Origin of the sequence: Streptomyces dangxiongensis, from assembly GCF_003675325.1 — a bacterium.
GTDB classification, from domain to species: domain Bacteria; phylum Actinomycetota; class Actinomycetes; order Streptomycetales; family Streptomycetaceae; genus Streptomyces; species Streptomyces dangxiongensis.
The window spans coordinates 137068-160223 of sequence record NZ_CP033073.1 but is presented as its reverse complement, the minus strand read 5'-3'; the positions used below and the strand labels follow the sequence as shown (position 1 = coordinate 160223).

The 23156-nt window shown below is 70.6% G+C and carries 18 protein-coding genes and 3 pseudogenes; 12 read left to right on the top strand and 9 right to left on the bottom strand.

The features are described 5' to 3' along the window. Positions 1 to 123: 123 nt before the first annotated feature. The 4 genes from D9753_RS01090 to D9753_RS01075 all read right to left on the bottom strand — a co-directional run bounded on the left by D9753_RS01090 (position 124) and on the right by D9753_RS01075 (position 4013). Positions 124 to 1308, bottom strand: a complete 1185-nt coding sequence (locus D9753_RS01090) for a cytochrome P450 (protein WP_121785304.1) — start codon at positions 1306 to 1308, stop codon at positions 124 to 126. A 29-nt stretch (positions 1309 to 1337) separates the two neighbouring features. After that, positions 1338 to 2693 carry an NAD(P)/FAD-dependent oxidoreductase gene (locus D9753_RS01085; protein WP_121785303.1) on the bottom strand — a complete coding sequence of 452 codons (1356 nt, stop codon included), beginning with the start codon at positions 2691 to 2693 and terminating at the stop codon, positions 1338 to 1340. After that, positions 2683 to 2892 carry a ferredoxin gene (locus D9753_RS01080; protein ID WP_121790814.1) on the bottom strand — a complete coding sequence of 70 codons (210 nt, stop codon included), beginning with the start codon at positions 2890 to 2892 and terminating at the stop codon, positions 2683 to 2685. The genes D9753_RS01085 and D9753_RS01080 overlap by 11 nt, the downstream gene beginning before the upstream one ends. A gap of 464 nt (positions 2893 to 3356) precedes the next feature. Continuing rightward, positions 3357 to 4013 (bottom strand): TetR family transcriptional regulator, encoded by a 657-nt coding sequence (locus tag D9753_RS01075; RefSeq protein WP_240467982.1) that lies wholly within the window; start codon positions 4011 to 4013, stop codon positions 3357 to 3359. A 236-nt stretch (positions 4014 to 4249) separates the two neighbouring features. Here D9753_RS01075 and D9753_RS01070 point away from each other — a divergent pair, with 236 nt between their 5' ends. From D9753_RS01070 to D9753_RS39185, 3 genes are all read left to right on the top strand, one after another. Next, positions 4250 to 7471, top strand: a complete 3222-nt coding sequence (locus tag D9753_RS01070; RefSeq protein ID WP_205614025.1) for a bifunctional cytochrome P450/NADPH--P450 reductase — start codon at positions 4250 to 4252, stop codon at positions 7469 to 7471. A 119-nt stretch (positions 7472 to 7590) separates the two neighbouring features. Beyond that, the gene (locus D9753_RS01065) at positions 7591 to 8637 is read left to right on the top strand and encodes a zinc-binding dehydrogenase (RefSeq protein ID WP_121785301.1); all 1047 of its coding nucleotides are present in this window, start codon (positions 7591 to 7593) and stop codon (positions 8635 to 8637) included. 113 nt (positions 8638 to 8750) lie between these two features. After that, a complete protein-coding gene (locus tag D9753_RS39185) occupies positions 8751 to 9332 on the top strand; it encodes a hypothetical protein (protein WP_205614024.1) in 582 nt (193 codons plus the stop codon). Between the two features lie 99 nt (positions 9333 to 9431). Here the strand turns inward: D9753_RS39185 and D9753_RS01055 are convergent, their stop codons facing one another. Continuing rightward, positions 9432 to 10067 (bottom strand): TetR/AcrR family transcriptional regulator, encoded by a 636-nt coding sequence (locus D9753_RS01055; RefSeq protein WP_121785300.1) that lies wholly within the window; start codon positions 10065 to 10067, stop codon positions 9432 to 9434. A 138-nt stretch (positions 10068 to 10205) separates the two neighbouring features. Here D9753_RS01055 and D9753_RS01050 point away from each other — a divergent pair, with 138 nt between their 5' ends. From D9753_RS01050 to D9753_RS01030, 5 genes and pseudogenes are all read left to right on the top strand, one after another. Then, on the top strand, positions 10206 to 11351 hold the full coding sequence (locus tag D9753_RS01050; RefSeq protein ID WP_121785299.1) for a VOC family protein: 1146 nt from the start codon (positions 10206 to 10208) through the stop codon (positions 11349 to 11351). Beyond that, on the top strand, positions 11348 to 12286 hold the full coding sequence (locus tag D9753_RS01045; RefSeq protein ID WP_121785298.1) for a fumarylacetoacetate hydrolase family protein: 939 nt from the start codon (positions 11348 to 11350) through the stop codon (positions 12284 to 12286). Before D9753_RS01050 ends, D9753_RS01045 begins: the two co-directional genes overlap by 4 nt. Continuing rightward, positions 12283 to 13884 carry a bifunctional 3-(3-hydroxy-phenyl)propionate/3-hydroxycinnamic acid hydroxylase MhpA gene (gene mhpA / locus D9753_RS01040; RefSeq protein WP_121785297.1) on the top strand — a complete coding sequence of 534 codons (1602 nt, stop codon included), beginning with the start codon at positions 12283 to 12285 and terminating at the stop codon, positions 13882 to 13884. Before D9753_RS01045 ends, mhpA begins: the two co-directional genes overlap by 4 nt. A gap of 16 nt (positions 13885 to 13900) precedes the next feature. Further along, a pseudogene (locus D9753_RS01035) lies at positions 13901 to 15924 on the top strand (acetoacetate--CoA ligase). A 174-nt stretch (positions 15925 to 16098) separates the two neighbouring features. Next, positions 16099 to 16803, top strand: a complete 705-nt coding sequence (locus D9753_RS01030) for a hypothetical protein (RefSeq protein ID WP_121785296.1) — start codon at positions 16099 to 16101, stop codon at positions 16801 to 16803. A 707-nt stretch (positions 16804 to 17510) separates the two neighbouring features. Here the strand turns inward: D9753_RS01030 and D9753_RS01025 are convergent. Together D9753_RS01025 and D9753_RS36265 are read right to left on the bottom strand one after the other, a co-directional pair. Beyond that, a complete protein-coding gene (locus D9753_RS01025; RefSeq protein ID WP_121790812.1) occupies positions 17511 to 18047 on the bottom strand; it encodes a cysteine hydrolase family protein in 537 nt (178 codons plus the stop codon). A gap of 92 nt (positions 18048 to 18139) precedes the next feature. After that, positions 18140 to 18547, bottom strand: a complete 408-nt coding sequence (locus tag D9753_RS36265) for a hypothetical protein (RefSeq protein ID WP_163010576.1) — start codon at positions 18545 to 18547, stop codon at positions 18140 to 18142. Between the two features lie 147 nt (positions 18548 to 18694). Here D9753_RS36265 and D9753_RS01020 point away from each other — a divergent pair. Continuing rightward, positions 18695 to 19533 (top strand): annotated as a pseudogene (locus D9753_RS01020) (IS5 family transposase); the annotation flags it as partial. On the opposite strand, the gene D9753_RS36260 reads toward D9753_RS01020, so the two are convergent. Together D9753_RS36260 and D9753_RS01015 are read right to left on the bottom strand one after the other, a co-directional pair. Next, on the bottom strand, positions 19522 to 20169 hold the full coding sequence (locus tag D9753_RS36260) for a hypothetical protein (protein WP_163010539.1): 648 nt from the start codon (positions 20167 to 20169) through the stop codon (positions 19522 to 19524). The pseudogene D9753_RS01020 and the gene D9753_RS36260 overlap by 12 nt on opposite strands. Positions 20170 to 20260: 91 nt before the next feature. Continuing rightward, entirely contained in the window at positions 20261 to 20929 is a 669-nt protein-coding gene (locus tag D9753_RS01015; protein ID WP_240467981.1) for a cysteine hydrolase family protein, read from the bottom strand. Positions 20930 to 21005: 76 nt separating this feature from the next. Between D9753_RS01015 and D9753_RS01010 the strand changes: the two genes are divergently transcribed. The 3 genes and pseudogenes from D9753_RS01010 to D9753_RS01000 form a co-directional block, all read left to right on the top strand. Beyond that, a complete protein-coding gene (locus tag D9753_RS01010) occupies positions 21006 to 21518 on the top strand; it encodes a PadR family transcriptional regulator (RefSeq protein WP_163010575.1) in 513 nt (170 codons plus the stop codon). A 405-nt stretch (positions 21519 to 21923) separates the two neighbouring features. Beyond that, complete coding sequence (locus D9753_RS01005) at positions 21924 to 22523, top strand: lytic transglycosylase domain-containing protein (RefSeq protein WP_121785293.1); 600 nt, start codon at positions 21924 to 21926, stop codon at positions 22521 to 22523. A 134-nt stretch (positions 22524 to 22657) separates the two neighbouring features. Beyond that, positions 22658 to 22815 (top strand): annotated as a pseudogene (locus D9753_RS01000) (IS481 family transposase); the annotation flags it as partial. Positions 22816 to 23156 lie beyond the last annotated feature (341 nt).

Sequence of the window (23156 nt, the reverse complement as noted above, 5' to 3'; positions counted from 1 at the left end):
ATCCTCGCGCCGAGCTTCACGGCCACCGGCTCCGCCTCGCACGACCAGCCCCGGCCGCCGTGAGGAGGCAGCGCGGGACGAGTTCCGGCGCTGGACCTGCGAGGGCGCCGCGCCCCCTCGGCTTCACAGGTGGATGGGCAGGTGGCGGGGTCCGCGAAGCATCGCGTTCTGCCGGTAGGGGGGCGGGTCCTGAACCAGGCTCGCCGTCCCGAGGTGGGGAAGCAACGCGCCGAGCGCGGCGTAGGCCTCGACGCGGGCCAAAGGTCCCCCGTAGCAGATATGGATTCCGCTGCCGAAGCCGAGGTGTTGGTTGTCCGGGCGGGCGGGGTCGAACCGGTCGGGATCGCGGAACCGCTGCGGGTCGCGGTTGCCCGAGGCCAGGGCCAGGATGACGGAGGCGCCCTGGGGGACGGGGATACCGGCGACGTCCATGTCGGCGTGCGGGATGCGCTCGCGCATATGGACCGGGGGTTCATAGCGCAGCAGTTCCTCCACCGCTCGCGGCAACAGCTCCGGCTCGCGGCGCAACCGGTCCAGATGTTCGGGCTGGCGCAGCAGCGTGAGCGTCCCGTTGGTGATCAGATTGACCGTGGTCTCGTGTCCGGCGATGAGGAGCAGTACGGCGGTTTCCGCGAGTTCCTCCTGAGTGAGCCGCAGGGCCGGGTCCGCCTCGTTCACGAAGGCGGAGAGCAGGTCGTCGCCCGGCTCGCCGCGGCGCTGCTCGGCCAGGTTCAACAGGTACCCGCCCATCTCCATCCGCGCCTGGTCGCCGGCCTTGTCCGTCTCGGCCGATTCGTCGTCGGGCCTGACGTCGGCGGCCGCGACCAGGACGTCGGACCAGGCCCGGAACAGCGGTTCGTCCTCGCGCGGCACGCCGAGCAGCCGGCAGATCACGGTGACGGGCAGCGGGTAGGCGAAGTCGTCGACGATGTCGACCTGGCGGCCCACCTCGAAAGGCTCCAGCAGCTCCTCGGCGATCCGGTCGATCTCGTCGCGCATGCCGTCGACCCGGCCCGGGCTGTGCGGGGGACCGAACGGTCGCGTGGCCAGGGTGCGCAGCCTGTGGTGCTCGGGGTCGTCGAGCCGCAGGAACGGCGGCTTGCGGGTCACTTCGCCACGGGTGCGCGGGTCGGCGCTCATCCGTGGGTCGTGGAGCAGGGCGGCGATCTGGTGGTAGGTGCCGATCAGGTAGCTGCCGTCGGTCTGCTGGACCACGGGACCGGCCTCGCGGAGTTCCGCGTACAGCGGGTAGGGGTCGGGACGGCTGGCGTAGGCGGTGATCCGTGCCAGCAAGGTCGTGGAGTCCATGGTGGCTCCTCGTGGTGGGCGGACGTGGGCTACACCACTGTCAGTCGGCGGTCGGGAAGGTGACCGGTGAGCGCGACGGTCGGGCCGTGGGACAGCACGGAGGGATCCGGCACGGCGGAGGGGATCGGAATGTCGGCCGCGATCGCACGGTCCAGCGCACCCGGCGGCGGTGGGAACGGAGCGGCCGTCTCGATCAGGTGCCGGTAGTAGTCGAGCGACTTGGCCATGTCGACGGTGACCGCGGCGGTGACCCGGCCTCGGTAGCCGTAGACCATCGCCAGCCGGCGCGCCTCCAGGGACCCCTGGGCGATGACCACGTGGTCGGAGTAGGTGGGCACGCCGACCGACTTGATGTTGAGCCCGAACTGGGTCGACCAGAACACCGGGATGGCCAGATGCGGGCGCTGCAGGGGCCCGGGGCTGACCATGTTGTGGGCCGCGACCTCGGCCTGCTCGACCGCGTTGCCCCAGTGCTCCAGGGAGAGCATCTGGTAACCGAACAGCGGGTGGGGGAAGCGGGAGACGTCGCCGGCCACGAAGACATCGTCGGTGACGATCCCGTACATGTTGAAGGCCCGGCAGCCGGCGTCGCAGGCGATGCCGCGCGGGCCCGCCGCCAGCCCGGAGTCCGCCAGCCACTCGACGTTGCGGACGGCGCCCAGGGCCACGACGCACACGTCCGCCTCGACGCGGCTGCCGTCGGACAACTGCGCGCCGGTGAAGCTTCCATTGCCGTTCAGGGCGGTGACCGTCACCCCGGTGCGCAGGTCCACGCCGTGGTTGCGCTGCATGACGGCGGCGAGTTTGGACAGGGTGCCGCCGAGCGCACCCACCAGGGGTGCGGGGCCGCGTTCGGCGACGGTCACCTCGAGCCCCAGTTCCCGGCAGGCCGAGGCGATCTCCGAGCCGGTGAAGCCGCCGCCGATCACCAGCACCCGCTCCGGCCTCGCGGTCAGCCGCTCGGCCAGTCCCGCACCGTCCTCACGCGTACGCAGGGTGAACACCCCGTCCAGAGTGCCTTCCTCCGGGTTGGGCCAGGACCGGGCGCGTGTTCCGGTGGTGATCAGCAGCCGGTCGTACGGCAGGGACTCTCCGTCGTCGAGCATCACGCGCTTCGCCAGCAGATCGACGCCGGTGGCGCGTACGCCCAGCCGCCACTCGGCGTCCGGGTCCCAGCGCATCGGCAGCTCCAGAGTGTCCGCCGTCGCCTGGCCCAGCAGCACCTGCTTGGACAGCGGCGGCCGGTCGTAGGGCGGATGGGGTTCGTCCCCGACGACGGTCAGTGAGCCGGTGAAGCCCTCTTCGCGCAGTGCCTCCGCGGCCCTCAGCCCGGCCAGCGACGCGCCGACGATCACGATACGGCCGTCCTTGCGGTCAGCGGGCACCAGTGCTCACCTCTTCCCCGAGGAGGATCGCCTGCACCGGGCACGCCGCCGCGGCCTGGCGTACACGCTCCGCCTGGTCGTCGGGGACGGCCGTGGCGTACAGCAGCCCCTCCTCCCCGTGCAGCTCGAACACCTCCGGCGCGAGGAACACGCACTGTGCATAGCCCTGGCAGCGTGTGAGGTCGACAACGGTCCGCATCTCCATCACTTCTTCCTCCGTTGTCACACCCCCCTCATCTCCAGCATGGGGCCAGATCCGGGCATCTGCATGCCACGGGATCGAGGGCTGCAATGCGGGCCCGAGATCGGTGAACACCCGAGAAGGACCATCCAGTTGCTCATCAGCGTCGCTGATTCGTGTCGGTACCGGAGGCGGCCGGCACCATGCAGCGTAAGGAAGAGCTTGAACGGGCAACGTCAGGCGCTTCGCCGGGGGCACCGCTTCGGCCGCGACTGCCGCACCCGCGCACGTCCGGCGGTCGGCCGTCCGTGTCGACGCCGCCGACCACCGTCGGGACCGCGGCGTCGGCCACCTGATCGAACGGGGCTGTCGCTGGGACGGCGGTGGAACCACCACGCCGGGCGGCCGTCCGTGCGTCGCGGCCCGGGCTCGCCCGGCTGGGGGCGCGTCCCGGGCGCCAGCGCTTCAGGACCATGGAGGACTCAACGGCGGCCGACGTCCCGGCCGTCATCATCGGCGGTGAGCCGGCTTTCCAGGCCCGCGATCAGTGTGTTCATCACGAGGCGGAACATGTGGTCCTGGTCAGGGCCTTCAGGGCCTGCGCCCGTGGGGCGAGGCGCTGCATCCGTGGGCCGCTCCTCGCCGCTGTCGGGGCCGGGGGGCTTCAGGTTCGCCCACTGGTGGAGCGAGCCGTTGAGTTCGGCGGTGAGCGCACCGATGACGACGGCGACGATCAACGCGGCGATCTCCGGGACCTCTGGCTGCGGCACCCCGGCAGCCGCCACGATCGCGGTGAGCGCAGTCCAGAACGGGTCGTCGGGCTGGATGAAGTCCGGCTGGTGGCTGAACGAGTAGGCCATCAGTCCGGGGTGACGGTGCGCCAGCGTCCGGAAGTCCGCGGCGAGCAGACGGATGCGCTCCTGCCAGGGGGCGTTCTCCAGCGCCACGGTGCGGAACTGGGCTCCGACCGTTCTCGTCACGCCGCGCAGCACGGCTTCCTTGTTCGACACGTGGTGGTACAGCGACATCGGGTTCGCGTCGAGCGCGGTCGCGAGTTTGCGCATGGTGAGCGCCTCGGCCCCGTCCTGGTCGATGAGCCGCAGGGCCGCGGCATAGATCCCGGCCTCGGTCAGAGGCACGTCTCTCTTCCTTGTTCCCCGCGGGGCACGCCTGGGCTTTTCCATACCTCGTACGGTAGCAGTTCCGTACATGGTACGGAGATGACTTCGCCGCGGCGCTCGCTCACGCCGGCGCGGTTGCGTACCACTTTCCGTACGACGTATGGTAGCAATTCCATACGACGTATGGTTCGGTCGTGTACCGCGGCATCGACCGGCGCCCTGCCCCTCCCCACTCCGCCCAAAGGGAGCAAGTCATGACCATGCACTCCGCGAACGACCTTCGCCCCATCCGTTCCCCGCGCGGGATCCCCCTCCTCGGCCACACGCCGCAGATCCCTGACACCAACCCCGTCGAGTACTTCAACGAGCTGTCCAAGCAGTTCCCCGAGGGCCTCTACGGCATGGACATCGCCGGCATCGAGCAGGTCTTCGTCTATGACCCGGACCTGGTGGCCGAGGTCTGCGACGAGACGCGGTTCTTCAAGCAGATCGACAAGACACCGCTGAGCCATGTGCGGGACTACACCGGGGCGGGCCTGTTCACGGCCCACCAGCACGAGGAGGAATGGGCCATGGCGCACCGGATCCTCCTGCCGGCCTTCAGCCAGCGCGCCATGAAGGCCTACTTCGGTCAGATGCTGGAGATCGCCCAGAACCTGGTCGGCAAGTGGGAGCACCGGGAGGGGCAGCCGGTCCAGATCACCGACGACTACACCCGGCTCACCCTGGACACCATCGCTCTGTCGGGGTTCGGCTACCGGTTCCAGTCCTTCGGAAAGGAAGAACTGCACCCCTTCCTCAACGCACTGCTGGAGTCGCTGATCGAGTCGATGCGGCGCTCCCAGGAGCTGCCGATGATGACCAGGCTCCGCAAGGCGGACGACAAGAAGTACCGCGCCAACATCCAGCAGATGCAGGACCTGGTCGAGAGTGTGATCAAGGAGCGCCGTGAGGGGAAGGGCACCGGTGAGGAGGACCTGCTGGGTCTGATGCTGGAGGCCACCGACCCGGAGACCGGCAGGCTGCTGGCGGACGACAACGTCCGCGACCAGGTGGTGACCTTCCTGATCGCCGGTCACGAGACCACCAGTGGCCTGCTGTCGTTCGCCACGTACTCGCTGATGCGTAACCCGCACGTCCTGGCCCAGGCGTACGCCGAGGTGGACCGCCTGCTGCCCGGCGACACCGTCCCGGACTACGACACGATCATGCAGCTCGACGTGATCCCGCGGATCCTGGAGGAGACCCTGCGCCTGTGGGCTCCCATCCCGATGATCGCCAAGGCACCGATCGACGACACCGTCATCGGCGGCCGGTACGAGCTGAAGAAGGGAACCAGGGCCAACCTCCTCATGGGCGCGCTGCACTCCCACCCCAAGGCGTGGGAGCGGCCGGAGGAGTTCGACATCGACCGGTGGCTGCCGGAGAACCGTGCCGAGCAGCACCCGCACGCGTACAAGCCGTTCGGCAACGGCGTACGCGCCTGCATCGGCCGGCAGTTCGCGCTCACCGAGGCCCGCCTGGCCCTGGCGCTGGTGCTGCAGAAGTTCCGGTTCGCCGACACCGACGACTACAAGATGGACGTGCGGGAGGCGCTGACGCGCAAGCCCGGCGACTTCCAACTGGTCGTCCGCCGTCGTCAGGAGCACCAGCGGACCGTCTTCGGCGCCGTCGACCCGCAGACCGACGACACGCAGGCGCAGGCAGCGGTCAGCGGCCTCGGCGTGAACCTCACCGTCGCCTACGGCTCCAGCCTCGGCTCGTGCGAGGACCTGGCGCGCACCATCGCCGACCGCGGCGAGCGTTCCGGCTTCGGCACCACCCTCATCAGCCTGGACGAGCTGGGGGACAACCTGCCCACCGAGGGCCTGCTCACCGTCGTCGCCGCAAGCTACAACGGCAAGGCCCCCGACAACGCCCAGCGCTTCGACGACCTGCTCGCCGCCGGACTGCCCGAGGGCTCACTGTCGAACGTGCGGTTCGCCCTGCTGGGCGCCGGTAACACGCAGTGGGTGGCCACTTACCAGGCCTTCCCCAAGCGGATCGAGGAAGGCCTGCTGGCCGCCGGCGCGACCCCGATCGTCGAGCGTGGCACCGCCGACGCAGCCGGTGACTTCGACGGCATGGCCACCCGCTGGATGAACACCCTGTGGGCCACCCTGGCCGAGCAGTACGCCGCCGACACCTCCGAGGCGAGCGGCCCGCGCTACCAGGTCCAGCTACTCACCGAGGCGGACGTGCGCCCCGCCATCGTCTCCGAGCAGGCGTACCCCCTCACGGTGGTGGCCAACGAGGAACTCGTTGCCGACGCGACCGGCCTGTGGGACTTCCAGATCGAGCCGCCGCGCCCGTCCGCGAAGTCCATCACGATCGAGCTCCCCGGGGGCGTCACCTACGACACCGGCAACCACCTGGCCGTCTTCGCCAAGAACGAACCGGCCCTCGTCAACCGCGCCCTCGCCCGCCTCGGTGTCGACCGCGACCAGGCCCTGCGCCTGGACCAGCCGGCCGGTGGCCGCACCCACCTGCCGGTGGGCGCCCCGGTCACCGCCGGCCTGCTGCTCACCGAGTTCCTGGAGCTGCAGGACGTGGCGACCCGCTCCCAGATCCAGACGCTTGCCGAGCACACCGAGTGCCCATGGACCCGGCCGCAGCTCCAGGCCTACACGGCCGACACCGAGGAGGCCGAGGAGCGCTACCGGAAGGAGGTCCTCGGCAAGCGGCTCTCGGTGCTGGGCCTGCTGGAGCGCTTCCCCGCGGTCGAGCTGCCGCTGGCGGTGTTCCTGGAGATGACGGGCCCGATCCGTCCCCGCTTCTACTCCATCTCCTCCGCCCCGTCGGCCAACCCGCGCCATGTGCGCCTGACCGTCGGCCTGCTGGAGGGGCCGGCTCTGTCCGGCGACGGTCAGTATCGCGGCACCTGCTCCTCCTACATGGCAAGCCTGGAGCCGGGTGACGTCGTCTATGGCTACGTCCGTGTGCCCTCCCCGACGTTCGCCCCGCCGGCCGACCCCGCCACGCCGCTGATCCTGATCGGCCCCGGCACCGGCATCGCGCCGCTGCGCGGCTTCCTGGAGGAGCGCGCCTGGCAGCACCAGAACGGCACCCAGGTCGGCCTGTCCCAGGTCTTCGTCGGGTGCCGCCACCCGGAGCACGACTACTTCTACCGGCAGGAGCTGCAGGACTGGGAGCAGGCCGGGATCGCCCAGGTCCACACCGCCTTCTCCGCGGTGACCGGCCATCCAGCCCGGTTCGTGCAGAACGCCATCACCAATGCCGCCGACACGGTGTGGCAGGCCGTCGAGGACGGCGCGTACATCTACGTCTGCGGTGACGGCCGCCGCATGGCACCCGCTGTGCGCGAGGCCCTCGCGGCGATCCACCGCCGGCGGACCGGCAGCGACGACGAGACCGCCCAGCGGTGGCTCGCCCAGCTCGAGGCCGACGAGCGCTACCAGCAGGACGTCTTCGCCTGATCCCCCCAGACGCCGGGAGACGTGCGGCCCGTCCTGCCGCCCCGCACGTCTCCCGGCCACCACACGGCACCCACCGGCCCGAACCGCCGGACGGTGCCGCTCACGGAAAGCAGACCACCATGGACACCATGCTCGCCGGACGCTTCCACCTGGACAGCAAGAAGTTCGCCGTGGAAGAGGTCCCCATCCCCGTGCCCGGCCAGGGCGAGGTCCTCATCGAGGTCAAGGCCGCCGGCGTCTGCCTGTCGGACGTCCACCTCCTCGACGGCTCCCTCGTCCCGCTGTTCGCCACCTCCGACACGGTCACCGTCGGCCACGAGGTCTCCGGTGTGATCCACACGCTCGGATCCGGCCTCGAGCGCGGCCTGCCCGTCGGCACCCGCGTCACCCTTGAGGCCGGCAAGACCTGCGGCCGGTGCGCCGGCTGCCTGCGCCACCGCCCCTGCACCCGGATGCTCACCGCCGGCATCGACTACGACGGCGGCTGGGCCGAGTACGTGATCACCCGCGAGGACACCCTCGTCCCGATCCCCGACAGCCTTCCCTTCGACCAGGCCGCGATCATCCCCGACGCGGTCTCCACCCCCTACGCCGCCGTTGTGGCCACCGCGGGCGTCCGGCCCGCCCAGTCCGTCGGCGTCTGGGGAGTGGGCGGAGTCGGCGCGCACAACGTGCGCATCGCCCGCCTGGCCGGCGCCGCGCCGATCATCGCCGTCGACCCGCTGCCCAGCGCCCGGGAGCGCGCCCTGGCCTTCGGCGCGGACCACGCCCTGGACCCGGGCGCCCCGGACTTCGCCGACCAGGTACGTGCGGCCACCGAGGGACGGGGCCTGGACTTCGCCTTCGACTGCGCCGGAGTACCCGCCGTCCGCGAGCAGGCCGCCTCCGTGCTCGGTCTGGGCGGCTCGCTGATCCTGGTGGGCATCACACCCGAGCCGCTCACCATCACCGAGGGGCTGACCTTCAACTACCTGTGCAAGCAGGTGCGCGGTCACTACGGCGGCTTCCCCGAGTCCGTCTCCGAGCTGGTGCGGCTGAGCGCAGCCGGCCGCCTCGACCTGGCCCCCTCCATCACGGACCACATCCCGCTCGTCGACGCGGCCGACGCGGTCCACCGTCTGGAGAACAAGATCGGGGACCCGATCCGTCTCATCCTCGTCCCCTGACGCCCGTCAGCAGGACATCGAGCCACCTCGGGCAGGGGTGAGCGGGCGCCGGTGTTCGAGTCAGCACCGGCGCCCACGGTTTTCCGGCAGCCGGCATTCGTGGAGATGGAGCCATGGAGACGCCCGAAGCCGTGGGCCGCACCGCGCAGCGACGCTCGCACGAACCGTCGCCGCATTCACGCGACCGCTCGCCAGAAACCAAGCGGTTCAACAGGCGTTCGCCGCAGCCCGCAGCCCGCAGCCCGCAGCCCGCAGCCCGCAGCCCGCAGCCCGCAGCCCGCAGCCCGCAGCCCGCAGCCCGCAGCCCGCAGCCCGCAGCCCGCAGCCCGCAGCCCGCAGCCCGCAGCCCGCAGCCCGCAGCCCGCAGCCCGCAGCCCGCAGCCCGCAGCCCGCAGCCCGCGACCCCGGAGCTGGCCCGCTGGAGGCCATGGCGCGGATGGCCCTGGCGGCATGGGCGGTGGACGACCAGTACCGCATGCTCATCTCCTTGGCGCGCCGCCAGCTTGGAGAGGAGGCGATCCGCGCCACTTTGGCACCAGCCCGCCAAGAGGCCGTCGCGGCCATACGACGTGGCCAGCGTGCAGGCGTTTCATGACACATGTCCCCGCACCTGTCCGCGCCCAGGCGCCGGAAGCACTGATGCTGGCCCTTGCCCAGGAGAACACCGCGTCCACCTGGGCGGACCCCACGGGTGAGGCTGCGGCGACCGCGTTCCTCGTCGCCGCCGGCGTAGCACCCCAGGTCGCTGTGCTCCGGGTTCGGGACGTCTTGCGTGAGTCGGAGGGGCGTTGACGTCAGTCGAGATCGGGCAGTGGGCGCCGGGTGACCTCGTGGGCGTCGTCCCGGGAAAGGCCCAGCATGCGCAGGACCATCTCGGCCAGATCGGAGGCGGCCTCGTCGCCGTCGAGGTCGGGGCGGGCCAGCCTCAGCGCCACCAGCGACAGCAGGGTCCCGCCCAGAGCGGACAGGGCCGTGGTCGGGTCGGTGCCGGTGAAGCGGCCCGAGGCGATGCCGCGCTCCAGATCACGAAGTGCTCGCGGGGACAGGCCGCGCGCGGAGTGGATGTGGGCCAGGCCGCGATCGCGCAGGATCCGCAGGAGTTCGGGGTGGGAGTCGGCCATCCGGGCGGTGAGCCGGAAACCTGCCGCGACGAGCTCGGCGGGGTCCTCGATCCCCTCCACACGCTCGTCGATGACCTGGCCGAACTCCTCCAGAGCGTCCGTCACCGCGGCGTCGAACAGTTCCGTCTTGGACTCGAAGTGGTTGTAGAAGGAGCCGAAACCGACGTCCGCGCGCTCGGCGATGGCCTGGATGCTGGCGCTGGTGTCCCCGGTCTCCGCGAGGATCTGCCGGGCCGCGCGGACGAGTGCCTGACGGGTCTCGGCGCGGCGCCGTTCGAATCGGTTCCTGGGCGGGGCTGACGTCGGCATACGACTGAGTGTAACAACCGTAGCGATGGTCCCCCCATGACTGATGATTCTCTCAACTCTTAGGGCCTGCTCTATTGACGATGAGCAACGGCAGAGTTGATGATTTCATCATTACGGCAGTGTTGCTTGGAGGGCACCATGTCCCACACCCCCGTTGACAGGGCCGATCTCCTGACGCCCCATCGCGATCTTCACAATGAGTCGGGCGCCCTGCGCGGTGAGCATCCCGGCCGGTCCCGGAACCCCGTCATCAAGGTGGCGGACCTTGCCTGGCTGGAGTTCGAGAAGCCGGATCCGGACCGGGCCGAGGTGTTCGCGCGTGACTTCGGATTCGCGATCGCCGCCCGCACGGAGCGCGAACTGTGGCTGCGCGGCACGTTCGCGGGCTCGCCGTGCGTGGTCATCCGGCGGGGGCAGACGTCCCGCTTCATCGGGACGGCGTTCCACGCGGCGGAGCGCGCCGATCTGGACCGGCTTGCCCGCGCGACCGGCAGTGACGTCCGTGACATCGATGTACCCGGCGGCGGACAGTCGGTCGCCCTGCTCGATCCCTCGGGCTTCCCGGTCCGGGTGGTGCACTGCGCCCAGCAACTGCCGGCTCTGTCCGAGCAACAGCCGCTGGTCCTCAATACCGGCGTCGGGCGCCGTCGTACGAACGCCACCCAGCGGCCGCCCCGTGAGCCGTCGCGTATCCAGCGGCTCGGGCACGTGGTGCTGGAGACGCGGGTGTTCATGCGGGCCCTCGACTGGTACCTGGACACCCTCGGAATGATCGTCAGCGACTTCCTGTTCCTGGACGGGCAGCGCGGGCGCGGGCCGACCATGGCATTCATCCGCTGCGACCAGGGAAGCCTGGCCGTAGATCATCACACGCTGGCCCTGCACCTGGGGCCCGGCACCGGCTACGTCCACTCCGCCTACCAGGTCACCGACCTCGACGCGATCGCCGCCGGCGGCGAGTACCTGGCCGAGCGCGGCTACCGGCGCAGTTGGGGGATCGGCCGGCACATCCAGGGCAGCCAGCTCTTCGACTACTGGCGTGATCCCGACCGCTTCATGCTGGAGCACTTCGCCGACGGCGACCTGTTCTCCTGCGACCTCGAACCCGGGTGGGCGCCGATGTCGGCGAGCGGTCTGGCCCAGTGGGGCCCGCCGGTCACCCGTGACTTCCTGGGTGCCAACCCGTCCCCCTCCAGGCTGCGCGAGGTCATGACGGCCCTGCGCGGCGACAACGAACTCGACCCCGCGCGTCTGCTGGGTCTGATGAAGGCGATGAGCTCATGAGCACCAACGTTCTGCGCACCACTGACGGCTGGTGGGTCGTCCGGGACGAGCGCGCCGTCCGCGTCGAGACCGAGGCGGTCACCACCGCAGAGCTGCTCGCCGACCGCGACGCGGTCCGCGAGGCCGCCGCCTGCGACGGAAGCGGCACGCCCGTGGCCGACCTCGTGGCGCTGCCTCCGGTCACCACTCCCTGCCGGGTGGTCGCCCAGATGGTCAACTATCGTAGCCACGCCCGTGATTCGGGCTTTTCCGGCGACATCCCGCCGACCTTCTTCCGCAAGGCGTCCGGCTCGGTCAGTGGCCCGCACGAGACGATCGTCCGGCCCGCACATGTGAAGTTCCTCGACTACGAGGTGGAGCTCGGTCTCGTCATGGGAGCCCCCTTGCCGGTGGGCACCGTCGTCGCGGAGCGGGACCTGCCGTCGTACGTCGCCGGGCTGGTCCTGACCAACGACGTCAGCGCCCGCGACGTCCAGCTGACCAAAACCCAGTTCTACGAGAGCAAGTCCTACCCGACCTTCACCCCGACCGGGCCGTACCTGGCCCTGCTGGAGCCCGAGGACTTCGCCCATCTGCTGAACCTGCGGCTGAGGCTGTCGGTCAACGCCGTACCGCGCCAGGACCGCACGCTCGCCGACATGATCGTGCACCCCGCGCAGGCGCTCACCCTGCTAGCCCGCTTCCAGACCCTCGACCCCGGTGACCTGCTGCTGACCGGCACTCCGGGCGGCACCGCTCTCAAGGCCCCGCCCAAGCCGATCGCGAAGATCAGTGCGCTGCTGCCGCCCGCGGTGAGGTGGAAGGCATTCTTCAAGGCGCAGGCCAAGAACCCTCTGTACCTGCATGCGGGTGACGTCGTCACCGCCACGATCGCCACTCCGAACGGGCGGATCGACCTTGGCGAGCAGCGGAACCTTGTGACGGACGCGAGGTGAGCGCCGTAACCCGGACACCGGTGGTGATCATCGGTGCGGGGCCCGTCGGGGTCACGGCCGCGCTCCTGCTCGCCCGGCACGGAGTGCCCAGCCTGCTCCTGGAACGCCATCGGGACCTCTACCCGCTGCCACGTGCCGTCGTCGTGGACGACGAGGTCCGCCGGATCCTGCAGAGCGTCGGTATCCACGAACAGTTCGCCGCCCTCACCCGTCCCGCACGCGGGCTGCGGCTGCTGAATGCCCGGCATCGCGTGATCGCCGAGTTCACGCGCACCCGGACCGGGCGTCACGGCTTCCCGCAGACCAGCATGTTCGACCAGCCCGACCTGGAACGCCTGCTGCGTGACGCCCTGGCGCGCCGCCCGGAGTGCGAGCTGTGGGGCGGGGTGGAAGTCGTGTCCGTCAGCCTGCCCGCCGACGGTGCGGCTCCGGTGCGGGTCACCTTCCGCCGCGACGGCAGCGACGAGGAGGAGCACCTGTGGGCGGATGCCGTCCTGGGCTGCGACGGCGCGGGCGGCCTCACCCGCGACGCCATCGGCGCGGTGTGGGAGGACCTGCACTTCGAGGAGAGCTGGCGGGTCATCGACGTACGCACCAGCCGCCCTGTGCGCACCTGGGAAGGCGTCGACCAGATCTGCTGCCCCACCCAGCCCGCCACCTTCATGCGCCTCGGCGAGGACCGCTACCGCTGGGAGTTCCGGCTCGCCGACGAAGAGGACCTGGACGGCCCGGAAGGGCTGGAGCGCCTGCGCGAGCTGGTCGCCCCCTGGGTGGACTTGCCGCCCGTCGCCTCGTGGGGCGAGGACTTCGAGGTGATCCGGCAGGCGCGGTACACCTTCCGCGCCCGCCTCGCCGACCGCTGGCGCCGGGGACGCGTCTTCCTGCTCGGCGACGCCGCCCACCTCACCCCGCCCTTCATCGGGCAGGGTCTGTGTGCCGGCCTGCGCGACGCCCGAAACCTCACCTGGAAACTCGCCCGCGTCCTTCGGCAGGGCGCGGACGACCGGCTGCTGGACACCTACGAGCAGGAGCGCAAGCGGCACGCCCGCCACATGATCCGCCTCGCGGTCGCCGTCGGCTGGGCCATGACCGGCGGACAGGACCGCGGCGCGGCGCTCCGCCGGACCGTCGTGAGCGCGGTCTGCCGCATCCCCGGCGTGACCACGACGGTGAGCCGCGACCTCAGTCCCGCCCTGACCGCCGGTCCACTCGTACGGCGCCGCCCCGGGCTGACCGGCCGGGCACTGGCCGGAACCTTCTGCCCGCAACCCTGGGTGCTGCACGACGGCCGGCGAGTGCGCCTCGACGACGTCCTCGGGGAGTCCTTCGCCGTTCTGACCGCTGTGCCGCCCACCGCGCAGATGACGGCCGCGGCCACGGCACTGGGCGCATCCACCACCCACGTCGACGACCTGGGCGACGACGGCACCCTGGCCGCCTGGCTGGCACGCGGCCGGGCGGACGCCGTCCTGCTGCGCCCCGACCGCGTCGTACTGGACTCGGTCCCCGTAGGCACCGGCGCCTTCACCGACACCGCCGCCTGGGCCCCGCTGCTGCACACGGCCCGCCGCCCCGCCGAAGCCCGGCCCGCCCCCTGACGAGGAGCCTCGCACCATGACCACCCCGTACCCGGAGCCTTTCCTGGCGCCCGACCCGAAGGAGGCCGCCGGCAGCCGCATCGCGGACTTCGCTCGCTGGGCCGCCCGACACCGCGGCGCCGAAGGGAGTCCAGGACCCCACCGACTACCAGGCCCTGCACCGCTGGTCGGTCACCGATCTGGAAGGGTTCTGGGCCGCGGCGTGGGAATACTTCGAGGTCGACGCGACCACTGCGTACGAGCGGGTGCTTGCGGAGGGGACCATGCCCGGCGCCCGCTGGTTTCCAGGCGCCACCCTGAACTATGCGCACCACGCGCTGCGCAACCTGCACCCGGACGCTCCCGCGATCACCGCACTGGACGAGACGGGGAGCCGGCTACGAGATCACGGGCCGGGAGCTGCGCGCCCGGGTCGCCTCCGTCGCGGCCACCCTGCGCGACCTGGGCGTGGGGATCGGCGACCGGGTGGTCGGTTACCTGCCGAACACCCCTCACGCCGTCATCGCCTTCCTCGCCACCGCCAGCCTGGGCGCGGTGTGGTCGGTGTGCGGCCAGGACTACGCGCCCAAGGCCGCCGCCGACCGCTTCGCCCAGCTCGAACCCACGGTGCTCATCACGGCGGACGGCTACCTCTTCAACGCCACCACGCACGACCGCCGCGCCGCCTCGCTCGACCTGGCCGCCGCCCTGCCCACGCTGAAGGCCACGGTGCTCGTGGATCACCTGGACCTTGGCTGGCCCGAGGCCCGGACCGCGAGTCCGACGGTTCCCTGGGAGGACGCGGCCACCCGCACCGAGTACCTCACCATCGCCCCGGTGCCGTTCGACCACCCGCTGTGGATCGTCTTCTCCTCCGGCACCACCGGCCTGCCCAAAGGCATCGTCCACGGGCACGGGGGCGTCCTGCTGGAGCACCTCAAGATCCTTGGCCTGCACTGCGACCTGGGCGCCGGGGACCGCCTGCTGTGGTACACCACCACCCACTGGATGATGTGGAACCTGGTCGTCTCCACCCTGCTGACCGGTGCCGCCACCTGCACCTACGACGGCAGCCCCGCACCGGTGGCACGTCCGGACATCCTGTGGGAACTGGCCGCCCGCCACAAGGTCACCGTCTTCGGCACCAGCCCCCAGTACCTGCTGGCCATGGCCAAACTCGGCATCGAACCCTCCGCGCACGACCTGTCGGCCATCCGCGCCATCGGCAGCACCGGCTCCGCCCTGCCCGCCTCCGCCTACCCCTGGGTCCGCGACCACGTGGGCACAGGCATCCAGACAGCCTCCACCAGCGGCGGCACCGACGTCGTCTCCGCCTTCGCCGGCAGCGCCCCCACGACCCCTGTCTGGGCGGGCGAGCTGTCCGCCCCCCATCTCGGCGTGGCGCTCGCGGCCTACGACGGCGCGGGACAACCGGTCGTCGACCAGGTCGGCGAACTGGTCGTCACCCGGCCCATGCCCTCCATGCCGCTGTACTTCTGGAACGACCCCGATGGCAGCCGTTACCGCGACGCCTACTTCGGCGCCTACCCGGGCGTGTGGCGGCACGGCGACCGGATCACCCTCACCCCCCACGGCTCGGTGATCGTCCACGGCCGCTCCGACGCCACCCTCAACCGCAACGGTGTGCGCCTGGGCAGCGTCGACATCCACGACATCGTCGAACGCCTCCCGGAGATCACCGAAGCCCTCGTCATCGGCGCGGAGGAACCCGACGGCGGCTACTGGATGCCCCTGTTCGTCGTCCCCGCGCCCGGTGTGACCGTGGACGACACCCTGCGAGACCGGATCCGGGAGGCGATCCGCGCCTTCGCCTCACCCCGCCACGTCCCTGACGAGATCCTCGCCGTACCGGCCATCCCGCACACGAAGACCGGCAAGAAACTCGAGGTCCCCGTCAAGCGCCTCCTCCAGGGCGCCCCCGCCGAGCAGGTCCTCGATCCCTCGGCGGTCGACAACCCGGACCTGATCGCCTACTTCGCCGACCTGGGCGCCGAACGCCGGCAGCTCCGCCACCCGCACACCCCCGAGGGCGCCTCATGACCGGCAAGCGGCATCAGCAGCCCGATGCCGGCCGGGCCTCCGCACAGCGGTCGCCGTGATGACGCACGTTGGGTTGTCGGCGGACACTTGCGGCAGCAGGATCCGCCCTTGCTGCCGCCCACGCGCCACTCGGTCCTGTTAGCGAGCCCGCGGTGGGGCTGTCACACTGGTTCTGTGGTTCCGCTGATGGTCGCGGCGGGTCAGATTGCGTCCTCATCACTTACAGGCGCCAGTGTTGTGTCGGCTTGCGCACTGGTCTTCACCGTCGCGTCGTTCTGGTGGCTCAACGCCCGGCAGGGACGCCTGAAGGCGTGGGAGCCTCATTCCTTCGCAGCGATCGTCCGCTGTTCCACGGCTCGCCTGCGGCTCCCGCTCGTCCTTCACAACACCGGTCCCAAGCCGATAGTCGTCCAGGACCTCATCCTGACTTTCCCCCATGAGCCCGCCTCCCATCTGCCACTCCTGTGGGTGTCCTCGCCGTCTCGTCTCCAGCCGGGGCCGGACGGGGAAGCGAAGCTGCCGGCCGGTTTCGTTGTGGCCGGCAGAGAAGCGCGACAGCTCTTCATCGAGTTCGAGGCACCGTTTTCGGGATTTCTCCCGGAGGCCCGTGACTACAAGGCCCAGATACAAGTGAGGGTTGGCCACCGCAAGGGATGGCGCCCCCTGCTGATGTTCACCTTGCGGGCCGCCAACATCCTTGATCCCGATCGGTACACCGTCTACAACAACACGCCTCTCGAACTGACGAAGGAGGACCAGAAGAGGGCAGACGCTGCGCTCCTGGAGCTGTTGGACGGGGAGGGGGACGCATCGGACCCGGGCGAGAGGAAGCGGCGGGACCCTCCGGGTGACGATGGCAACACCGGAACGGGTCGCTAGAGACGCACAGCCACATGGGCAGCTCGTGGTGGTAACCGCATCCTGTGCAAGGAGAACCGGCAGCACGAGGACGCCATCCGGATCCGGGTGGACCGGTGCCACTCGGCCTGCCTGGAACGCGCCCGGACCCTCGACGGCCGTCCCGGCGCCGAGTCGGCCGCGGCCACCTGCCGCGCCCGCACGGCTTTCCTGGAGACGCTCATGTGAGGCCCCGAAACCTGTGCGGCCTCGCGACACGGACCGCCCGACGGCCGACTCGGGGCGGGTTCCGGCGAGGACATCTCTGCGGTCAGGGTCTCCGGCTCCGAGGCCATGGTGAGAGTCGGACCGGGCCCACCGGCGCCGCCGCGTCGGAGGGCCCGGGAGCGGGCCGCCTCCCGTGTCCCTCATGGCGACCGCTCGAACGGGCGCATCGTCCCGAACCCTTACCCGCTCTTCCGTGGTACCCACCCCGGCGGATGCGGCATCGTCGTCCGGAATCGCCGGACGACGATGCCGGCTGGGCCGGTCGGCGGGCCGGCTCCGGCTGGCTCCCGAGCCGCACCAGCGTGGCCAGGGCGCGCGAGGGCCGCAGCCCGGATGTCGGGTATCGAGCGGTCGTGTCCGTTCCCTGGCGTGAGCGCGGCAGAGTATGTACCAGGTTCAGCGATGATCCGCAGGGCCGCCTGCAGCCGCTCTCCGACGGTTGGGAGCGGTCACGGAGCCGGTCACCTCCACAGGTCCCGACTCGTGCACACGCGTGCGCCCATGTTCCGCTCCATCATCTGCAGTGCGGCCCGGGCGAGGTCCTCGTGAATGTGCGCTACGGCATCCATGGGAACGGTCACCTCGAAGTGACGGATGTGGGCGTCGAGAGCCGAGTAGAGCACGCACTGCTCGGTCGCCTGCCCGGTGAGCACCAGTTGGTCGATGTTCTGTTGCCGCAGGAGGTACTCCAGGGGGGTCTCGAAGAAGGCGGAGTGGCGGGCCTTCAGTACGAAGAGGGAACCTCCGTCGGGCTTCAAAGGCTCCACCAGGCAGCCGTGCGGTCCGCTCAGAGCCTGGTCCAGCAACTCGCCGTGGTGCGATCGCCACTCACCGAAGTTGTCGTTCACATAGATCACCGGTACCGAGAGACCTCGCGCGCGTCGCAAGACGTCCGCCACGACCGGAACCACCGTCCGAGCCGAGGAAAGCAGCAGGTCGGCGTCCTTGTGGTCGTAGGTGTTGATCATGTCGACGACCAGCAGTGCAGTTCTACTCACATCCACCGGGTTCCCTGATCGCACGTATGCCTCCTGTGTTCATACTGGGAATCGGGGATGGGCCCGGGGGAGTGCCGGCATCCGGCGATCGATCAGCGCGCTTGGTGGTGTGGATGCGGACCGGGGTGACGGGCCGGTGCCCGGTCGATTCGAACTCGTGACCGGGAGTCGCTGAATCGTTCATGGCCGATGACGTTTCCGTCCTTCTCGTTGGCGATCCGGCCGGGACGCCCGGTGCGAGCTGCCATGGTGGGGCCGCTCGCCTGGCCGGAGGGGCTGGCGGTCCACGCGTGGCTCGCCACCCACCGTGTGCCGACCGCAGCGCTGCGGCTGGGTGTGCTGCCTTCGCGGCCGGGTTCATAGCCGTGCACGGTATCGGCTCCCGCCAGGCAGCCGTGCTGCGTGACCAAGGCAATCACTGCATGGGCCTGCTCGCCGCCGCCCCGGCCACCGTGCGGCGCCTGCTGGGCAAGGAGGCCGGCCAGCCGCGCCTGCGGCATCGGCCCGCGCCCGTCGTCCCAGTGCCCTGCTGGCCTCCGCCTCCGCTTCACCCCACCCCCTGGGCGGCGTCAGCGTCCGGGCCGCTCTCCTGAACCTGGTGTCCGGCTAGAGCGTGTCTCTTTGGTGGGCTCATCAGTTGATCGGATGTGCCTGTCCGATCAGTGATCACTGATGCGATGTGGGACCGGATCGAGCCGCTGATGCCGGCCGATCCGGTTCGCGGACGGGGGTGGGCCGACCACCGCCGCACGCTCGGGGCCATCGCGTGGAAGTACCGCACCAACTCCCCCTGGCGGGACCTGCCCGACGAGCTGGGCTCGTTCCAGACCGCCCACAAGCGGCTGATCAGGTGGGCCGTCGACGGCACCTGGGAGAAGATCCTCACCGCCGTCCTCGCGGCAGCGGACGCCGTCGACGACATCGGCTGGACCGTGTCGGTGGACTCCACCGTCGTCCGGGCCCACCAGCACGCCGCCGGAGCACTCAAAAGGGGGCCGAAGGCCGCGACGAGCCGGCCGACCACGCACTCGGACGCTCCCGCGGCGGGCTGCGCACCAAGATCCGCCTCGCCGCGGACAGCCACGCGCGGCCCCTGGCTCTGGCCGTCACAGCCGGCCAGGCCGGCGACGCGCCCGCCTTCGAGACGGTCATGGCCCGCATCCGGGTGCCGAGAACCGGCCCCGGCCGGCCCCGGACCCGCCCCATCACGGTCCTGGCCGACCGCGCCTACTCATCCCGCGCGATCCACGGCCACCTGCGCCGCCGACAGATCCGCGCGGTCATCCCGCAGCCTTCGGACCAGACCGGCCACCGTCTGCGGCGCGCCCGCCAAGGCGGGCGCCCGCCCGGCTTCGACGCGGACGCCTACAAGCAGCGCAACACCGTCGAGCGGTGCATCAACCGCCTCAAACAACGGCGCGGCCTGGCCACACGATGCGACAAACTCGCCATCGCCTACCAGGCCGCACTCCACCTAGCCGACGTTGAGGTTGTCGTCCACGAGGAACTCCGGATAGCCGAAACGCTCTCCGAGGGCGGTGAACGCGTCGCAGCGGCCCTCGTCGATCGCCACGAAATACGCCTTCATGGACCTCAGGAACAGCCGGAAGCCGACGTCCGCACAGGCTTCGTCGACCACCTGCTCCAGTGCCGGGACCAGGCCGGGTACCGACCCGCCGACGGCTGCTTCTTCCAGGGCGTCGGCGACGGCACCGATCTGTTCCAGGACCGCACTGCGCAGCCTGGCGTCTGTCACGGCCTGCGGCGGCGACGGGCGGAATGTCGCGTCGGACCGCTGCATGCCGGTGGTCCACGCCGCTTCGATGCGGCGCAGCCAGTCCCGCCCTGTCAGGCCGTGCTGTGCGGGGTCGAAGTAGCGCTTCGTCGCTCCGAGCCATACGGTGCGGAGGACCTCGTCCGGCAGATTGCAGGCCAGCAGCCTCCGCACGTCCTCACCGATCTGCAGGACGATGGTGCGGCTGACCTCGGCGCCGGCGTCCTCCACCAGACGAAGCTGGACGTCCACCGGCCCGCTGCTCGGAATGAACCTGTCGTGGTCCTCGGCGGACAGCCACACCGGATAGCCGGACGTCATGGCCAACCAGCTCAGCCCGATATCCACAACGAATTCCTGCTGCCCGGCGCCTCCCTGCTCTGCGTCCGCCCTCGCCATGAGCGTCACCCTCTCACTCCGGGAAGGACGTGGTGTCGCATCAGGCAACGTTCGCCCTGTCCCCGTCTTCCGATGCCGGGGTGGTTGCGATCAATCGGTTCGTGATCTCCTCGGCGGTCAGCACGAGTGCGAAACCTTTGCGGAGGACGGCGAGTTCCGGTTCCTGGCGGGACTCGTCGTCGGTGGCCGTGGTGTCGGATCCGAAGACAACCTTGTAGCCGCGTTCGTATGCCTGCCGGGCCGTGGTGCCGCAGCAGTAGTTGGTGAGGGTGCCCGTGACAATGACCGTGTCGCGGCCGAGGTTGCGCAGCATCGTGTCGAGCGGGGTGTCGTAGAACGCGCCGTAGGAGGGCTTGCGGATCAGGGCCTCATCGGGGCGGCGGCCCATCGGAGCCCACACCTCGGCGGGGCCCGGGCGGCGCCAGTCGGTGTCGGCATGCGGGAGGAAGCGCAGGGCGTGCGGCCGGTCCAGTCCGAGATGGGTGTCGTCGAAGATGGTCCAGATCACCGGGATCGAGGCGGACCGGCAGTCTTCGACCAGCTGCCGCAGCCGGGGTGCCATCCGGGTGGCCGCGGGCACCCAGTAGGGGCTCCCCCCGGGGCGGACGAATTCGTCCTGCATGTCGATGACCAGCAGCGCCGTGCGCTCGGGCCGTACGTCGAACGATGCCCGGCCGTGCTCGTACGCGTCGCGCGCTCGCGTGACCACCCAATCCTCGGTATACGCCACCCTTGCCCCCTATGTCGATTCGAGGTACCTCGTTTCGATGTGCGAGAGTAACAGCATGCTGGAACTTGCGATCCTGGGATTCCTGGCCGCGGGGCCGCTGCACGGTTACCAACTGCGCCGCCGGATAGCGCACTTGTCCGGCCATGCCCGCCCGGTCAGCGACGGCAGCCTCTATCCGGCGATCAACCGCCTGGTCAAGGCTGAGCTGCTCGACCGCAGAGCCGAGCCGGGCGCCTCGGCCGTCCAGAGGCACACCCTGAGCCTGACCGCTGCCGGCCGCACCGAGCTGCTGCGCCGGTTGCGGGAAGCCGACGGCCTGGACATCAGCGACAGCACCCGATTCTTCACGGTCCTGGCTTTTCTCTCCCAGCTTCCCGACCGCGCCGACCAGCACGCGGTACTGCGTCGGCGACTGGACTTCCTGGAACAGCCCGCGAGCTTTTTCCACGATGGCGACCGCCTCCTGGGCGCCGAGGACACCGACGATCCCTACCGCCGCGGCATGCTCGCCATCGCCCGCACCACCAGCCGCGCGGAACGGTCGTGGCTACGGGAACTGCTGACCTGACACCGACACGGCGAGCCGGCCCGACCACCAAGCGGTGCAGGCCGACACCAGGCCGCAGCCCGGGCCTGCCCGTCCGTCGGGACGAACACCCGCGCGGCGACAGGCGAAGGCGGAGCCAGACAGTCAGGAAGCCGGGGCCCGGGGCCCGGGGGCGGGCCGGAGACGGTGGCACGGCAGCCGGGCGGCCGGCACGGGGCGGCACCGGACAGCCGGCGGCGTGCACGACCCGGAGGCAGCGGCGCGGAGCACGCGGCCGGCTCACCCGGTCGTGGTGGCCTTTGAGGACGATGCGGGTTCGCCTGTCCAGCGATCTTATTTTGGCAGCGAGCAGGTCACTACCTCCCCTGGATTGGGGCAGGGCCACGGGGGCACGTGCACCTCAGGACGGTGGAAGGGTGATCGACAATGGCCGAACGATCGACGGCGGCAGCGAAGCAAGGAGCCCGGACAGCGGACCGTGAGGACGCCCGGACGCCGCCGTTGCGACCCGGCGGCTACGAGCCGGCCGATTACGCGGCAGTGGTGGTGCGCAGTGCCCGGGAGGCCGGGGTCTCGCCCCTGCTCGTGATGACGGTGCTCCACAACGAGGCGTACAAGCCGCACCATCCGCTGCTGGAGCGGTTGTGGCAGTGGTGGAAGCCCGGGGCGTCCTTCGGCCTGGCCAACATGCACCGGGCGACGTTCGAGCGGGTCCAGCGGACGCACGGCCTGCCGGGGCGATGGCAGGACCTGCGCGACGACTCCGCCTTCGCCGTCCGCACGGCTGCCCTGCACCTGAAGGACCTCGACCGCAGCCTTGCGAGGCGGCACGTACGCCGTTACACCCGCGACGAACTCCTCGCCCTCGGCTACAACACGGGCGAACGCAACATGCGAGCCTTCGCCCGGGGCGTCCCGCCGGGCCCCATGGCACGGTCGTACCTGCGCCGCTTCCGCGCCTACCGAGAACGGGCCGCCGAGGCCCTGGCCGACGGCGGCGAGCCGCGCGACACGGTCACCGGCTGATCGACCACCTCGAGGACCGGCCGCCTGCGGCGGATGCCGACAGTTGCCGTAGTTCCCATGATCTCGGTCAGTGGTGCATCACGGTGGTACACGAGGGCCCTTCTGTCGGTGCAGACGTCGCAATCCGCACCGAACTGGAAGGCCCTCGTGTACCACGTAGTGCCCCGCTGACGCCGACCGGCAGGCTGAGCCTGGCCTGGTGTGTCGTTGACGACGGCTGGCCGTTGCGGCGGCCGCGGAACGCTTCCAGGCCAGCCACCCCACCACCGCCCGCTGGGCCCACCGCTACCGGCAGTGGGGGCGGACAGGATGCAGGTGCGGCGGTGCGCCAGGGTCTGTACGACTCAACCGCTCCTGCCGGCGGACGTGTGAGCGATCCGCCCCCGGCCCAAGTCACCTGGCCGGCCTTCGGTTGCGTTTCGGGCAACGTGCCCCGCCGAACGAAGTTGTGATCTTGACAGGCCCGCTTGTCGGCCTGGCTCCGCAGGCCGCCGCGCGGCAGCTCGACCACCTCACCCCTGGGGTGGTAGCCAACTCGCCATGCGGCGAAAGCGGTCGACCCTTCCCAGGCGCTGACAACCACGCGGGCAAGGTGCGCCAGCACCTCCATGTCGCCGCCGGCATCCTTCTGGC